This is a genomic window from Rhizobium sp. R711 (genome assembly GCF_002211365.1).
Taxonomy (GTDB): Bacteria; Pseudomonadota; Alphaproteobacteria; order Rhizobiales; family Rhizobiaceae; genus Rhizobium.
This window is the reverse complement of sequence record NZ_LOKZ01000001.1, coordinates 1,122,843-1,136,961: the sequence shown is the minus strand read 5'-3', so window position 1 is coordinate 1,136,961 and position 14,119 is coordinate 1,122,843. Positions and strand designations below refer to the sequence as shown.

Sequence of the window (14,119 nt, the reverse complement as noted above, 5' to 3'; positions counted from 1 at the left end):
CGGCCACGCATTTGAACCATGCCGTCGTTGCCGACGGCATGAATGTCAGGCGATGTTACTTGATGGCATCCCAGGCGCCCTGGATTTCGTTGGCGGTCTCCTCTGCAGACTTACCACCAACGAAATCGACCATGCCTGTCCAGAATGCACCCGCGCCGATCTTGCCCGGCATCAGGTCGGAACCGTCGAAGCGGAAAGTGGTCGCGGTCGTCAGGATCTCGCCTTCCCTCTTCATCTGGTCATTGGCATAGGCCGCCGTGTTGACGCCCTTGTACGGCGTCAGGAAGCTCGACTGTGCCATCCAGACTTCGTGGGCGATCGGGGTCTTCAGGAACTCGACAAAGGCACGGGCTGCCTTGGAGTCCTTGGTGACGGTCACGAGCGTACCAGCGCCGAGAACCGGCTTGCCGAGGTCGGCGTGCGCTGCGTAGGTCGGCATGTAGAAGAAGTCGGCATCCTGACCGAGCTTCGTGCCTTCAGGGAAGAAAGACGGAATGAACGAAGCCTGATGGTGCAGGTAGCACTTCGGCGGCACGCCGAAGAGACCCTTCGGGCTGTCGCGGAAGTCGGTCGCAGCAACTGCTGCAACGCCACCGCTTACATACTTCTCGTTCTTGGCAAACGAACCGAATTCGTCGATCGCCGCGACGACGGCCGGATCCGTGAACTTGACTTCATTGGTGGTCCACTTGTCGTAAACATCAGGCTTCTGCTGGCGCAGCATGATGTCTTCGATCCAGTCCGTTGCCGGCCAGCCGGTTGCACCACCGGAACCGAGGCCGATGCACCACGGCACGCCGCCGTCCTTGACGATCTGGTCCGTCAGGGCGTGCAGCTCTTCCATGGTCGTCGGGACCTTGTAGCCTGCTTCCTTGAAATTCTCAGGCACATACCAAACAAGCGACTTCACGTCAGCCTTGTACGGGAAGGCGTAGAAGGCTTCCTTGCCGTCCTTGCCCTTGTAGGTGCCATAGCCGACCCAGCTGTCGCCGGCGCCGTAGTTTTCCTTGACCCATTTGGAGTTCTCCTCTCCAAGCGGCGTCAGGAAGCCCTTGCTGGCGAGATCGGCAAGAAGACCCGGCTGCGGCAGAATAGCAATATTCGGCGGAGAACCGGCCTGCGTGTCGATGACGATCTGCTGTTCATAGTTTTCCGAAGAGGAATACTTGGCGTCTACGCCGGTCGCTTCGGTGAAATAGGCGAGAATGCTGCGGAAGAAGGCTTCATCTTCGCCGCGCCACGGTCCGAAGATGGTCATCTGCTCGCCCTTCAGATCGGCGTGAGCAGCCTTGAAATCGTCGTAGCTCTTCCAGTTGAATTTCGAATCTTGCCCTGGGGCAAACTTCAGATCGGCAGCCGATGCGGCACCAGCAGCAAGAAGCGCTGCCGCGGCAGCGCCCATCAAAAACGTCTTTCTCATGTGATCAACCTCCCATCACAATCCCAACCGCACTTTTGAAACCGTTTAGATGTCGTTCCAAAGCGCTTTGACAGATGCACTCATTTCACTTTCGGCAGAAAAGAGTCAAGCAATTTTGCAAAAAGTGCACCAAATGTGCCCCTTATGCACGGGAGCACCCCCGCCATACCTTGGGAATATGGAGCGATTTTTCTTGAGTCAAGCCGAACAACTGTTACATAATTGAAAGCGCTTTGGATGCCATTGGGAGCTGGCGACCAAGGCAAGCGGAGGAAGCATAACACGTGAATTTGAAACAGCTATCGGAATTGCTTGGTCTGTCGCAGACAACGGTAAGCCGTGCATTGAACGGTTATCCCGAAGTCAATGAGGCGACACGCGAGCGCGTGCTCCAAGCCGTGAAGGAGACCGGCTATCGCCCCAACAAGGCGGCACAGCGGCTTGCGACCGGCAAGGCCGGCTCCATTGGCCTCGTTATGCCGACGGCTCCCGATCATTATTCCGACGTGCATTTCGGCGAGTTCCTGACGGGGCTCGGCGAGGAAGCCGTGCGCCACGATTTTCATTTCGTAATCATGCCTGCCGATCCGAACGACGAGGTCGGGGCACTGCGCCGGCTTGCGATCAGCGGCAATGTCGATGCGCTGTTCGTGGCCTATATGCGCGGTCACGATCCGCGGCTGCCAATGTTGAAGTCGCTCTCCATGCCATTCCTTGTGCATGGTCGCTCCATTGGTTCCGAGCCCGACTATCCCTACCTCGATATCGACAACGAAGCCGCTTTCTATGATGCCGCGAGGTTGCTGCTTCAGCTCGGCCATACGCGCTTTGCCCTGCTCAACGGGCCGGGGCATCTCGACTTTGCAATCCGCCGCAAGAACGGACTTGTCGCCGCGCTCTCCGAGCGAGGGCTGTCGCTTCCGGAAGACTGTGTGAGCCATACGTCGATGACGGACGAACTTGGTCAGACTGCCATGGAACGCTTTCTGCAGATGCCGGAGCGCCCGACGGCGATCCTCTGCTCCAGTACGGTGCTGGCGCTCGGGGCCATCCGTGCCGTCAATCAAGCCGGGCTGAAGCTCGGCGAGGACATTTCACTGATCGCGCATGACGACGTCCTGCCTCATCTGAAGCCCGAAAACTTTTCGGTGCCGCTGACGACGACGCGATCCTCGCTGCGGGCCGCGGGCGTGCGTATCGCCCAACGGCTTATCGGGACGGTCAAGCAGGAGGGGCCCTTTCCGGAGCAGGAACTCTGGAAAACCGAACTGATCGTCAGAGCCTCGACAGGCCCGGCGCCACGGGATCAGAATTTGGGCGGCGTCTGACCGGCCACTCGATGGGCGGCGATGACGGTATTGGCCATCAGCATCGCGATTGTCATCGGCCCTACCCCACCGGGAACCGGCGTAATAACGGACGCGACCTTCGCAGCCCCATCGAAGGCAACGTCGCCGACGAGGCGCGTCTTGCCTTCGCCCTTTTCGGGAGCCGGAACGCGGTTGATGCCGACATCGATGACAGTGGCGCCAGGCTTCACCCAATCGCTCTTGACCATCTCCGGACGCCCGACGGCAGCAACCAGAATATCCGCATTGCGGCAGACAGCCGGCAGATCCTTAGTGCGCGAGTGAGCGATGGTCACTGTCGCATTAGCATTGAGCAGCAACTGCGCCATCGGCTTTCCGAACAGGTTCGAGCGGCCGATCACCACAGCATTCAGGCCGGAGAGATCTTCACCATGCGTGCGGCGCACGAAGACCATCGCGCCAGCCGGGGTGCAGGACACAAGGCCGGTTTCGAGATCGCCGGTCGCAAGCTTGCCGGCATTGACGACGTGCAGACCGTCGACATCCTTCTCGGGCAGGATCGATTGAATGATCGGTTCGGATTTCAGATGCTTCGGCAACGGCAATTGCACTAGGATGCCGTGGATTGAGGGGTCGTGGTTCAAGGAAGCGACGAGCGCTGCCAACTCCTCCTGCGTCGTCTCGACCGGCAACGTGTGCTGGACGGATTTGAACCCGCATTCCTTCGCCATCTTGCTTTTGGAATTGACGTAGGCGTGGCTGGCCGGATCGTCGCCGACGATGACGACCGCAAGGCCGGTCTTGACGCCGCTCTGCTTGTCCAGCGCGGATGTCGCGGCCTTCACGGTTTCGATTACGGAAGCTGCAACCAGTTTGCCATCAATCACTGTCGTCAAGACTGTCTCCTGCCCTTGCTTTAGCCCATTGTAGCCGGTGGGGCCCAGCGCGATTTGCCTGTCCACGCCCTATCCTGCCTAAAATGGCAAATGCAAGAACAATCGTGTCGCAGCAAAGTCAGGAGGCTACCGACCGGTGCGCAACCTGTCGCGCATGGCGGCGAGCTCGGCACGGATGATATCCACTTCCTGCGGCACCTCGACTGGTGCCGCCGCTGATGGCGTGGCTACCGTCAGCGCCGGAGCGGGAGTGCGCAGCGACGGCTCCTTCTTTACAGGCGCCGCAAGCGCGGAGCGCACCTTGAAGGAGATGGCCGCCAAGCCAAATGCCAGGCCAGCAAGCACGCCGAGCAGTGGCGATAGCCAGCGCGGATCAGTCGGCATGGCGATTGTCTGTATTGGCTTTTGCAGTTGCACACTGCCACCCGGCGCGACGCCTCCTGTGGTGATCGCATCTTCCAGGCGCGAGCGCGTCGCGCTTGCCTTGTCGCGCAGCTCGGTAAGCTTCGCCAGGTCGACACCCGTATCCTTGCTTTGGGCAACAAGCGCATTGCGGCGATCACTCAGCTGCCGTTTGTCTGAAGTAGCTGACTTCGTCTCGTCATTCGCTTCGCGCAGCATCCGGCCGAGGTCCTCGCCAATCGCATCATTCAAGCCGTCAACCTCAGCCTGCTGCGCCTGCAGCCGCGGATGGCGAGGGCCGAGATTGGCAGACAGCTGCGACAGAGACAGGTGTGCAGCGACATATCTGTCACGGCGGTCGACGAGTGTCGGAGACATGAGGTCAGCATCAAGCGTGCCGGCAAGAACATCCGCGACCTTGGCCACCTTCAGCCTGCTCGCCTTCTCTTGCGCGGTAATGATGTGCTGCTCGGCCGTCTTCAGCTCTGCGTCAATGCTGCCAATCTGTTGTTGCAGCTCAGTCGCGACTTTGACGTTGCCTTCACCGCTCTTCTGCGTGAAGGAGGCGAGCTCGAGCTGGGCCGCATCGTCCGCCTTTTTCAGTGACGCGTCTTCGGTGGCCCCGGTTGCGGCTTCCGGACCCGTTACGACCGATGCGAGGTAACCCGCGATGCGTGCGGATTTCTCCGCGCTGCCGGTGGTGACCTTGAAATCGATCGTGCCTGCGTGGGAATCGGTCGTGGTATGGATCTTGGAGATGAGCGATGCTTCGGCACGCGAGACAGGGTCGACCGCTGCGCCATCGGTCGATAGCAGGTCGACGGCCACCGAGAATGCGTCGGAGGAGACGCCGGAAAACTCCGGATCTCGATCCAGTTTCAACGCCGCAACGGTCGCAGCGATCGTGTGAGACGCCGAAAGCGTCTTTTCGGCCGCTTTTGTGGCCATGGCGCGGACTTGACCAGCGCCTTGGACGGTGAGCATCCCTTCCGCGCTATATCGCGCCGGCTCGGTGGGGATCAGGCAACCGGTCGCTGCGCCCAGCGCGCAGATGAGACCAATCGTAGCGAGAGGTCTCAAACGCCTTATTTTCGGCGCTCTTTCGGAGATAGCGGATGGCGCCTCATTCAGATTTGCGGCTGCTTCCCTTGAACGGCCGGCGGGGACCTGCGCAACCGGGAGCGTCTCGACAATGGCGGCCTCGATATCGTTTGCAGCCTCAAGCCTCTTGCCCAGGATTGTTTCGATGCGACTGACCAGCGCTGGCACTTCAGGTCCAGTGGCGCAGCTGGCAGGCTGCTGCTCAAGCGCGCGCTCGATCACGCCGAGCAGCTTGGCTTCCGCCGCCGGCATCACGGCGGCTTCGGATGGTATCGCGATACGGTCGCGCCGTGTTGTCGGGGACCGGAGAATGGCCTGGCTTCTCGGATTGCTGTCGTACATCGCCACATCTCATGCGTATGAACGGTCGAGCCGCCCGCGACTTGCGGAGGGTTAAGCAACCTTAAATGCTCATAGCAAAGAAATGGTTAACTGACGTAACTACGCTGACCGACGCAGTAGCCGCTTGCGGCGCGTTATGCCGTATTGGAACACCTGATACAAGAAGGCAGCGGAGCCGACGGCGCACTGCAGCATCCCGCGGTAGCCGCGGTCGAGCCCGATCATCCGCAGAAGCTTCGGCGTGTGGCGGATCGTATCAGTCACGACTTCGAACAGGTCGCCAACAGCAAGTACCAGCCGAGCATGATCCGCCCGGATGTTCTGATGGACCCATTTCTCCTCGGATGCGGTGGTCGTTCCGACAATCAACAAATCGAGCCCTTGCTGATCGATGTCTTTGATGATCGCCGATTTGTCTGCCGCCTCGGAAAAGCTGTCGGAAATGATGATGAATTCATGCCACGGAGCATGCCGCCGGAACGTCGCGGCTGTCGTCCTGACCGCCTCGGGCGTATTGCCGATCAGGCCGATGCGCCGCGGCATCTCCATGTATGTCAACAGCGCCGGTAGGAGATCGGCGGCCTTCAAACGGGCGGGGAACGGCGATCCGTGCGCCACTTTCGACGCGATATCGAGGCCCGGGCCATCAGGGAGCAACAGATTCTGCGTGAGAATGCCACGGTATTCTGCGTCGCGCAGCGACATCAGCATATTGCGCGCGGTGACGAACGAGACGGACGTCTGCCCGACCGGTATCGACAGGAGTTCATTGATGAACACCAGCGCGTCATCCCAGCCAAGATCGCAAACCGGTAGGTCGAAGATCGCGCGGCGCGACGACAGGACCGCGAAATTCGCGATCAGGCTCATGCCGGCTTCCTGACGATAGTGTTTCATGCTGCATGCATCCCGGACCAGATCACGTCGCCGCACCGGACGATTCAGCACCGGCCGATAACGTTTGCCTGGGAACGCATGAGAGAATTCCGAGAATCGGAATGCGGTGCACTGTCAGCCCATCGCGGGGATTTATAACAGCGCGATTTCAACTATCTGTTAGAAAAACTGCTTGAATTCCTCGCCGAAACCGAAGGAATCATTAACCATCTGCGGCCGAAAAAAACGGCGCCGATGGCGCCGCTTCGGGCAATGACCAGACCTATTCCGTTGCAGCCTTGTCCGTTACCGGCGCCGGTGCCACGACGTTGACGGGCTTGGCGGTCTTCTTCTGCTGCCCCGAGGCGTTCGCCTTCACCTCTTCCTTGGAAAGGTAGTCGAGCTGCTCCAGCATGACCTGGTCTATATAGTCTCCGCCAAGATGCTGGTTAATGTCTTTCTTGATCATCTCCCGGAACGCATTCGGATCGAAGGCTTTCATGTTGGAGATGTCGATCATCTTGTTGCCGACGAGCAGCGTAAAGAGCTCGTCGGTCGTCATTTCCGTGAGAGGCAAGGACACGTTCTTCACCGCGTCCTTGTTCATCATGAAGGACACCTTGCCGAGGAAGTAGCCGGTGACGACGCCGTCGGCAATGATCGGCACCGTGATCGTCTCGCCCTTTACAAGCTCGAGCTGGCTTTGCTTGGAATCATCGGGAGCCGGCGCGGGCGCCGTGGCCATGTGCACCGAGAAATAGACCGATGCCAGCGTGATCGCGCAAACCCAGACGCCTGTCAGAACGAGCTTAATCATCAAGCGTCACGTGCTACGAATTGCTCTTGGGAATAGGTGCCGTCGGCATCCGCATCCTGGACCGCATTCTTCAGGAGGTCAGCAACTGTGCGGACTGCTTCCAGATGTGCTTCGACGCGCCGTGCATTCAGAACGAGCTTCTTCTTCAGCCCATGCAACTGCTCGAGGTGAGCGGCGGCCAGTTCCTTCGGATCGGTATCGCGGAAGAGCATCGAAAGCTCATAGAGGCAACGGCTCTTGTGCGTGTTCGACACCTTGAGATCGAACTGTGGATCGTTGCCGATACGCGTGTTTTCGTTGTCGATGATCATTTCAAGGCGTCCAAGAACCGATTTGATACGGTAGTCGTTCGAGATTATTTCCATTTTTGTCCTCGATTCTCTCAGGCGTCATTGGCGGACTTGTTGTCCGCAGTTGTTGTACCGAAGGTCTTGCGCTGGAATTCGTCGATCATGCTCATCGCCATGTTGCGATCATCCTGATCGGTGGAAGCGTTGGCGACCTTGCCTTCCTGCTTCTTCAGCGCATCCTGATAGAGCTGCTTGGCAATGCCGATGCCGTTGCCCTTCGAAATCTCGTTGCCGAGCTGTTCGGCCATCATGCCTTTCCAGATGTCACCGGTGGCACCCTTGCCGTACACTTCCTCGCTATCACTCGGCAGCATGTTCTTGATGAAGTTCTGAAGAACCATCGCCTCGAACTTACGGTAGGTTTCGGGCACCTGCTCCGTCTTGCTGCTGCGATTCTTGCTGTCGCTCAAACCGGTCTTGCCGACGGCACGATCGAGAATATCGACGGCCGACGTGAAGCCCTTGCCGGCTTCGGCAAGACTGTTTGCCGCAAACGCCGCCTGGTTTGCTTTCAATTTTTCCTGGGCTGCCTGAACCTCGAGAGGGTCGGCAGCTTTGACAACATCCAGGACCAGATCACTCGGAGGTGAAATAGCCAAGTCACAATCCTCTTGTTTAAGATTGCGACGATTATGATTTTTGAAGCTTGCTGGAGGCTGGCGTACCGAACTTTTGATCGATGAGATCATAGACTGCGTTGTCGTCGGCTTCACGGCGCTCGGACTCCAGCGCCTCGCGCATGCCGTCCTCCAGCCGATCGCCCTTCGCGCGCTCCTGCATGACGCGCATTTCGTGGATCTGCTGCATGCCGGTCAGTTGCTTGTCCTTGATGCCGAGCCGGTTGAAGCGATCTGCATAGCTCTGCGAAAAGGCATGATGGACCGGGTCCATCGAGCCAAGCGCCAGAATGACGCTGTCCATCTGTTCGTTGACCTCCGCGCGCTGACGGCTCGTTTCGGCAAGGTCGAATTCGGCCATCTGCTCCAGATGACGTTGAACTGCCACGAGGCGTTTCAGTTTCTGGGAGCGTGTCTTGTCCGCCATGTCGCTACCTGCCGATGAAGACGCTGGCGAAGGATTGGCCGAACTGGCTGACCAGCGCCGCCACGGAGAAGTAGAAAAGGAAAAGGCCGCCGAGAAGCAGGTAAGGCGTCGATATGAAATACACCGGAATCTGCGGCGCGAGCTTGTTGATGAAGCCGATGGCGATGTTGAACATCAGGCCGTAGATCAGGAACGGGCTCGAGAGCCGCAGCATGATCATGAACGTCGATGACAGCGTGTCGGTGAACGAAATCAGCGTGCTGCGCATCTGCATGATACCGCCGAAGGGCATCGACGTGTAGGAATCGACCAGCGCCCTGAATACGATGTGATGAAAGTCCATCATGAACAGGATCATCATCCCGGCAAAGGTGATGAAACCTGAAAGGCTGCTTTCCGGCGAGTCCTCGAAGACATCCGCCTCAGCCGGCTGGGTGTATCCAACCATCATCGCAATCACGCTGGCCGCGAACTGCAGGCCGAGCGTGTAGACGCGCGCAAGCATGCCGTACATGACGCCAATCAGCGCTTCGCTGAAGATGTAACCGATGTAGGTGGCATTCGATGTGTGGACGATCGGATAGACAGTGTCCCAAAGCACAGGCAGGATCGCCAGCGACAGGGCAGCAGCAATAAAAATTCGCAATTGCGCCGGTACCCTGGCAGACGAAAAGCCGGGCATCGCCAGGACGCAGCCGCCGATCCTGCAGAAAATCAGGAACAGCGCCAGAACGGTCCCTTGCGGGTCAGTTATCATGAAATCGAGCCCAGAATCTTTATCTCGATGCCCTTGGACAGCTCGACATGCGACAGAACCGGGAGCGTTGCGAACAATCGTTCGATGATCATCCGCACATAGGATCGTGTTTCCGGCGAGGTGACAAGGGCGAACGGCAGGCCGCGATCCATGAATTCACGGATAACTTTCGTCGCCTGCTCGCTGAACTCCTCCAGCATGCGCGGGTCGATGTCGAATTCGATGATCTCGCCCTTGTTGTCGCGCTTCAGGGCCTGATGGAAAGCGAGGTCCCACTTGCTGCCGAGTCGCAGCACGCGGAGCACGCCGTTGTCGGCAAGGTCCCCGCATAGCTGCTGCGCCATACGAACGCGGACGTGCTCGACAATCTGCTCGGTCTTGCGGACATGCGGCGCGAGTTCGGCGACGGCTTCCAGGATGAGATGCAGGTTGCGGATGGACACGCGCTCGGCAAGGAGCAGTTTCAGCACCGCCTGCAAGCCGGAATAGGACATATGCGACGAGCAGATCTCGTCGGCCAGCTTCTTGTATTCCGGATCGAGCCTGTCGATCAGGATCTTCACGTCCTTGTAGGACAGGAGCGCCGGCAGATTGTTGCGGATCACTTCGCTCATATGCGTCAGCACGACAGAAACGTTGTCGATCGGCTGGAAACCTTCGCGCTTCAGGTCCTCGGTGAAAGCCTCAAGAATCGAAATCGCCGGCATGCCGAAGGCTGGTTCGCGAATCTCGTCGCCCGGAATGCTCGGCTTGCGGCCGGAGCCGGTGACGACAAGAACTTCACCGACGCGCAGCATGTTGGAAGCTACCGTCGTGCCGTGGATTCGGATCTGGTAGGACTTCTCGGCAATACCGATGTCGTCGGTGACCTTGATTTCCGGAACAACGAAACCGTACTGCGTCGCGAACTTCTTGCGCATCTTGCCGACGCGGAAGGCGAGCTCCTGGTGGGCACCAAGCAGACGCGTCGATACCATCTTGCCGAGCGCGAGTTCGATTTCCGATGTGCGCAGCACCGACTTGACGGAGTCCTTTTCAAGTTCCTTGCTCTGGACGACCTTCTTCTCTTCCTGCTCGCGCCGGGCCTTGTTCTCGGCCTCGACCTGACGAGGAATGAACCAGGCACCGAAGGCCAGAAGACCGGAAAGGAACATGAAGGGGACAAACGGTAGACCCGGCATGAGGCCGAGGATCGCCATCAGAACAGCGGACACGGAAAGCGCACGCGGATAGCCGCTCAGCTGGTTGACGACCGCCTGTTCGGTGGAACCGACAGTGCCGCCGCGCGAGACGAGAAGGCCGGCGGCGAGCGAAACGATAAGCGCCGGCATCTGCGAGACGAGGCCGTCACCGACCGAGAGCTTGACGAAGACATCGGCTGCCTCGCCGATCGGCATACCGTGCCGGAAATAGCCGATGATGATGCCGCCGAAAACATTGATGCAAGTGATCAGCAAACCGGCAATCGCGTCGCCGCGAACGAATTTCGATGCACCGTCCATGGCACCGAAGAAGGAGCTTTCCTCCTCCAGCTCCTTGCGGCGGCGCTGGGCCTCCTTCTCATCAATGATGCCGGCCGAGAGGTCGGCATCGATCGACATCTGCTTGCCGGGGATAGCGTCGAGGGTGAAGCGCGCGCCGACTTCCGCGATACGCGTCGCGCCCTTGGTGATGACGATGAAGTTGATGGTGATCAGGATCAGGAAGACGATCAGACCGATCACGAAGTCGCCTGACATGACAAGGCTTGCAAAGCCGGCGATGACACCGCCGGCGGCATCATGGCCCTCGTTGCCGTGTGAGAGAATGACACGGGTCGTCGCGATGTTCAGCGCCAAGCGCGTCATCGTCGCGATCAGAAGGATGGTCGGGAAGGACGAGAAGTCGAGCGGCTTTTGGATCCACAGCGCCACCATCAGGATCAGTACCGAGAAGGCGATCGAGAAGGCCAGTCCCATATCGATCAGGAACGGCGGGATCGGCAGGAAGAGCACGCAGATAATAACGATGATGCCCATGGCAAAACCGATATCACGTACGCTAAGTCCGGCTTTCGGAAGGGGGAGTGCGGGAGGTTGCGCCATTTCGATTCCGTCTCTTCATGAGAGGTGGGGGCATGATGCCCACCAATTCGGAACGAGAACTAAATGGCGAAGCTTGCGCGAGGGTGGCTCAGAAGCCCGACTGAATGCGCGAAAACACCAGATTGGTGAAAATCGAAATCTGCGACCCCACAAACGGCGCCGAGATGCCGATGGTGACGAGGACGGCCACGATCTTCGGAACGAAGGTGAGCGTTGCTTCCTGAACCTGCGTCAGCGCCTGGAACAACGCGATGATCAGACCGACGATCATGGCCGCCGCCACCGCCGGGCCGGCGGAAACAAGGACGGTCCAGATCGCGGCCTGGAAGAGGTCAAGTGCATCAGCTTCATTCATCAGGCAACCTCATATCGCCTTGCGGTCCTTCCGACGTAACCGAACCGCCTCAAAATTGCGCTTAGCTCGACGACGACGTCGTCGGGGCAGTCTCAGACAGGGTGATTCCCGCCTGCACGAGAATATTACCGCCATCCGTCGTTGTCGCAATGATGCCGTCGGAATAGACCTTGACCGAAGCAACCGTGCCTTTGACGGTGCCGTCGGCGCTGGTCATGTATTTTCCGATGTAGCTGCTGCCCTGCGTCAGGCTCGAGCTTGCCAGCAGGCTGTCCAGCTTGGTGTTCGTCTGGATCGTCTGCTCCACCTGGGAGAAGCTCGCCAGCTGCGACATCTGCTCGCTGGCATCGACCGGATCCGTCGGATCCTGATTCTTCATCTGCGCGATGAGGAGCTGCAGGAAGTTGTCGTAGTTGAGCGTCGCCTTCTGCTGTGCGCTCGAGGTGCTCGACGATGACGAAGTGCTCGACGTGCTTGAAACGCTGCTTACCGCCATGGTGCGATCTCCTTACGAATGTGCTCGACCATCGTCGGCGGCATTTCGTGGTTGTTGAGAATGCTGTCTTCGATCGGGTAGAGACCACGGATCGCCTTCAGCGCGTCGAATGCGCGTCCGGTCGAGACAAGGCCATCAATGCGCTTCAGCTCCGCGAGGACTTCCTCGTTCTTGAAGCAGGTGAGCAACATCGTGATCGACTTGCGGAACATCGCCGTCGATTGTTCTTTGCCCTCAGGATTAATCAGGATCATCTGCGCGATGAAGTAGAGCTGGCGCAGAGGCGTCGTCGCGTCTTCCGGCTGGAGGACATGGTTTTCGAGAAGGAATGTTACATCATTCAGGAATTCCAGCGCGACCTTGCGATCGACGCGCAGGACCGCACCGTTAATGAAGATCTTTTCCCCGGCTTTTAGCGAGATGCGAAGTGTGCTTTTCATTTTAGTCCATCCCTGATGATGGTGGTAACGTCGATAATGCCTTGGTAGTTCGTCGATTGCCGGCGCCTGATCCGATCGCATTCCTTCAAGATCCAGATCGCGATCGAAATGAGGTTGGCCCGCAACTGGATTTCAAGCTGGTTGTCCGGATGCTTGAGATCCTCGATGAAGCTCACCCAAACACGCCGGGTGTAGAACAATGCATCGATGGCTTCCCGGCTGTATTTCTCTTTGTCCCGTGCAATCGACAGCAGGTCGATGGACCGGTCGAGAACCTGACGCTCCCGCTCCTTCGCATCGGCCACCGAGTCCTCCATGATCTCGGAGTAGGAGAACTGATACATTCATGCATCCTTCTTTGTCTTTCGTACCCTTGATCATCAAAGGTAGTTCACGAGACTCAACTGCTGAATTTTCGATACGATCGTATAAGCGGTCTCCAGCTGCGTCTGGAGGGTATTGACCAGCGTCGATGCTTCCGAGGTATCCACGCCTTGGAGATCGACGAGCTTGTTCTGAAGGATGCTCGACTGGGCATCGAGTGCGTCATTGGCTTTCTCGACACGTTCCTGCGAAAGGCCGAGCTGGCTTGCCTGCGTCACGATGCCGGTCGTTGCCTGGGCGGCGTAGCCGATCGCCTTCTTGGTGACCGTGCCCAGTGCGTCTGCGCTGAGACCCTGGCCTGCCAGCGCCGAAACCGTGATCGACGCCAGCGCGAAGTAGCGCATGCCGTCCGAATTGGAATTGGTAGAGGACGTGACGACTTCCGAGTTGCTGATGCGGCTCGTCATATTCTGGCTAGAAGCGCTCGACCAACCGGTGGTCGGATCGGTCCAGCTTGCCTCCGAAAACATCGGCTCGACTGTGCCGGTAATGAAGGTTTCCATCTCGGAACCGGTGAGCTCGCCCACCGTCTTGCCAAGTCCGCTCGCGTAGGTGCCGAGCGCCGCCGTGATATTGGCGGTCACTGTGGCCGATTGGTCCTTCAGCGGCTGAACGTCGGTGTTAATACCGGAGAACAGGTACTCGCCGTTGAGCATCGAGTTGCCCGTATCCATCAACTGCGACAGCGCATCAGTCGCCGACTGTGTCGCGACCGTAATGCTGGTCTGATCCTGACTACCTTGAAGCGCGGTCAGCTTGGAGACCAGTCCGTCGCCTGCCGTCTTCATGCTGTCGAGGCCGAGCTGCGAAGCCTCAAGGCGAGCCGAAACGACGGAATTACTCCCCTTCAAGGCGGCGATGCGGCTGATTTCGGACGTGAAATTCACGCTCTTGGCTGCGCCCGAGCCGATGGAGGCGCCGATATCGGCATAAACGCCTGTCGTTGCTTCGAGAGACGAGCTGACCAATTGCTTCTGCGACTGGCGGATCGTCAATCGCATTGCGTTCTGGATGGCTGAGCTAGAAATAAATGAACTTTTCATGG

The 14,119-nt window shown here is 58.6% G+C and carries 16 protein-coding genes; 1 reads left to right on the top strand and 15 read right to left on the bottom strand.

Going from position 1 to position 14,119, the window contains the following annotated elements; genetic code table 11:
- Nucleotides 1–55: 55 nt before the first annotated feature.
- Nucleotides 56–1,420, bottom strand: a complete 1,365-nt coding sequence (locus ATY80_RS05570) for an ABC transporter substrate-binding protein (protein ID WP_088691411.1) — start codon at nt 1,418–1,420, stop codon at nt 56–58.
- A gap of 284 nt (nt 1,421–1,704) precedes the next feature.
- Here ATY80_RS05570 and ATY80_RS05565 point away from each other — a divergent pair, with 284 nt between their 5' ends.
- Nucleotides 1,705–2,748 (top strand): substrate-binding domain-containing protein, encoded by a 1,044-nt coding sequence (locus tag ATY80_RS05565; RefSeq protein ID WP_088691410.1) that lies wholly within the window; start codon nt 1,705–1,707, stop codon nt 2,746–2,748.
- Here the strand turns inward: ATY80_RS05565 and folD are convergent.
- The 14 genes from folD to ATY80_RS05495 all read right to left on the bottom strand — a co-directional run bounded on the left by folD (nt 2,727) and on the right by ATY80_RS05495 (nt 14,117).
- Nucleotides 2,727–3,626, bottom strand: coding sequence for a bifunctional methylenetetrahydrofolate dehydrogenase/methenyltetrahydrofolate cyclohydrolase FolD (gene folD, locus ATY80_RS05560; RefSeq protein WP_088691409.1), 900 nt, complete (start codon nt 3,624–3,626; stop codon nt 2,727–2,729). The two genes, ATY80_RS05565 and folD, sit on opposite strands and share 22 nt — an antisense overlap.
- Before the next feature lie 126 nt (nt 3,627–3,752).
- Nucleotides 3,753–5,471: a succinoglycan biosynthesis protein gene (locus tag ATY80_RS05555; RefSeq protein WP_088691408.1), complete on the bottom strand. Its 1,719-nt coding sequence runs from the start codon at nt 5,469–5,471 to the stop codon at nt 3,753–3,755.
- A 99-nt stretch (nt 5,472–5,570) separates the two neighbouring features.
- Entirely contained in the window at nt 5,571–6,341 is a 771-nt protein-coding gene (locus ATY80_RS05550) for a WecB/TagA/CpsF family glycosyltransferase (protein ID WP_088691407.1), read from the bottom strand.
- A 289-nt stretch (nt 6,342–6,630) separates the two neighbouring features.
- Nucleotides 6,631–7,164: a hypothetical protein gene (locus ATY80_RS05545; protein WP_088691406.1), complete on the bottom strand. Its 534-nt coding sequence runs from the start codon at nt 7,162–7,164 to the stop codon at nt 6,631–6,633.
- Complete coding sequence (locus ATY80_RS05540) at nt 7,164–7,529, bottom strand: hypothetical protein (protein WP_088691405.1); 366 nt, start codon at nt 7,527–7,529, stop codon at nt 7,164–7,166. Before ATY80_RS05540 ends, ATY80_RS05545 begins: the two co-directional genes overlap by 1 nt.
- Before the next feature lie 17 nt (nt 7,530–7,546).
- Nucleotides 7,547–8,113: a rod-binding protein gene (locus tag ATY80_RS05535; protein ID WP_088691404.1), complete on the bottom strand. Its 567-nt coding sequence runs from the start codon at nt 8,111–8,113 to the stop codon at nt 7,547–7,549.
- A gap of 31 nt (nt 8,114–8,144) precedes the next feature.
- Entirely contained in the window at nt 8,145–8,558 is a 414-nt protein-coding gene (locus tag ATY80_RS05530; protein ID WP_088691403.1) for a hypothetical protein, read from the bottom strand.
- 4 nt (nt 8,559–8,562) lie between these two features.
- The gene (gene fliR / locus ATY80_RS05525) at nt 8,563–9,315 is read right to left on the bottom strand and encodes a flagellar biosynthetic protein FliR (protein WP_088691402.1); all 753 of its coding nucleotides are present in this window, start codon (nt 9,313–9,315) and stop codon (nt 8,563–8,565) included.
- A complete protein-coding gene (flhA, locus tag ATY80_RS05520; RefSeq protein ID WP_088691401.1) occupies nt 9,312–11,399 on the bottom strand; it encodes a flagellar biosynthesis protein FlhA in 2,088 nt (695 codons plus the stop codon). Before flhA ends, fliR begins: the two co-directional genes overlap by 4 nt.
- Before the next feature lie 88 nt (nt 11,400–11,487).
- Entirely contained in the window at nt 11,488–11,754 is a 267-nt protein-coding gene (gene fliQ / locus ATY80_RS05515) for a flagellar biosynthesis protein FliQ (protein ID WP_018856808.1), read from the bottom strand.
- A 61-nt stretch (nt 11,755–11,815) separates the two neighbouring features.
- Nucleotides 11,816–12,250: a flagellar hook assembly protein FlgD gene (gene flgD, locus ATY80_RS05510; RefSeq protein ID WP_088691400.1), complete on the bottom strand. Its 435-nt coding sequence runs from the start codon at nt 12,248–12,250 to the stop codon at nt 11,816–11,818.
- On the bottom strand, nt 12,241–12,690 hold the full coding sequence (gene flbT / locus ATY80_RS05505; protein WP_088691399.1) for a flagellar biosynthesis repressor FlbT: 450 nt from the start codon (nt 12,688–12,690) through the stop codon (nt 12,241–12,243). The genes flgD and flbT overlap by 10 nt, the downstream gene beginning before the upstream one ends.
- Entirely contained in the window at nt 12,687–13,034 is a 348-nt protein-coding gene (gene flaF / locus ATY80_RS05500; RefSeq protein ID WP_088691398.1) for a flagellar biosynthesis regulator FlaF, read from the bottom strand. The genes flbT and flaF overlap by 4 nt, the downstream gene beginning before the upstream one ends.
- A gap of 36 nt (nt 13,035–13,070) precedes the next feature.
- The gene (locus tag ATY80_RS05495; protein WP_088691397.1) at nt 13,071–14,117 is read right to left on the bottom strand and encodes a flagellar hook-associated family protein; all 1,047 of its coding nucleotides are present in this window, start codon (nt 14,115–14,117) and stop codon (nt 13,071–13,073) included.
- Between the last annotated feature and the right edge of the window lie 2 nt (nt 14,118–14,119).

Coding starts and splice junctions, on each gene's coding strand:
- ATY80_RS05570 (WP_088691411.1), bottom strand. CDS start 1,420: ATGAGAAAGACGTTTTTGATGGGCGCTGCCGCGGCAGCGCTTCTTGCT.
- ATY80_RS05555 (WP_088691408.1), bottom strand. CDS start 5,471: ATGTACGACAGCAATCCGAGAAGCCAGGCCATTCTCCGGTCCCCGACA.
- ATY80_RS05550 (WP_088691407.1), bottom strand. CDS start 6,341: ATGAGCCTGATCGCGAATTTCGCGGTCCTGTCGTCGCGCCGCGCGATC.
- ATY80_RS05545 (WP_088691406.1), bottom strand. CDS start 7,164: ATGATTAAGCTCGTTCTGACAGGCGTCTGGGTTTGCGCGATCACGCTG.
- ATY80_RS05540 (WP_088691405.1), bottom strand. CDS start 7,529: ATGGAAATAATCTCGAACGACTACCGTATCAAATCGGTTCTTGGACGC.
- ATY80_RS05530 (WP_088691403.1), bottom strand. CDS start 8,558: ATGGCGGACAAGACACGCTCCCAGAAACTGAAACGCCTCGTGGCAGTT.
- fliR (WP_088691402.1), bottom strand. CDS start 9,315: ATGATAACTGACCCGCAAGGGACCGTTCTGGCGCTGTTCCTGATTTTC.
- flhA (WP_088691401.1), bottom strand. CDS start 11,399: ATGGCGCAACCTCCCGCACTCCCCCTTCCGAAAGCCGGACTTAGCGTA.
- fliQ (WP_018856808.1), bottom strand. CDS start 11,754: ATGAATGAAGCTGATGCACTTGACCTCTTCCAGGCCGCGATCTGGACC.
- flgD (WP_088691400.1), bottom strand. CDS start 12,250: ATGGCGGTAAGCAGCGTTTCAAGCACGTCGAGCACTTCGTCATCGTCG.
- flbT (WP_088691399.1), bottom strand. CDS start 12,690: ATGAAAAGCACACTTCGCATCTCGCTAAAAGCCGGGGAAAAGATCTTC.
- flaF (WP_088691398.1), bottom strand. CDS start 13,034: ATGTATCAGTTCTCCTACTCCGAGATCATGGAGGACTCGGTGGCCGAT.
- ATY80_RS05495 (WP_088691397.1), bottom strand. CDS start 14,117: ATGAAAAGTTCATTTATTTCTAGCTCAGCCATCCAGAACGCAATGCGA.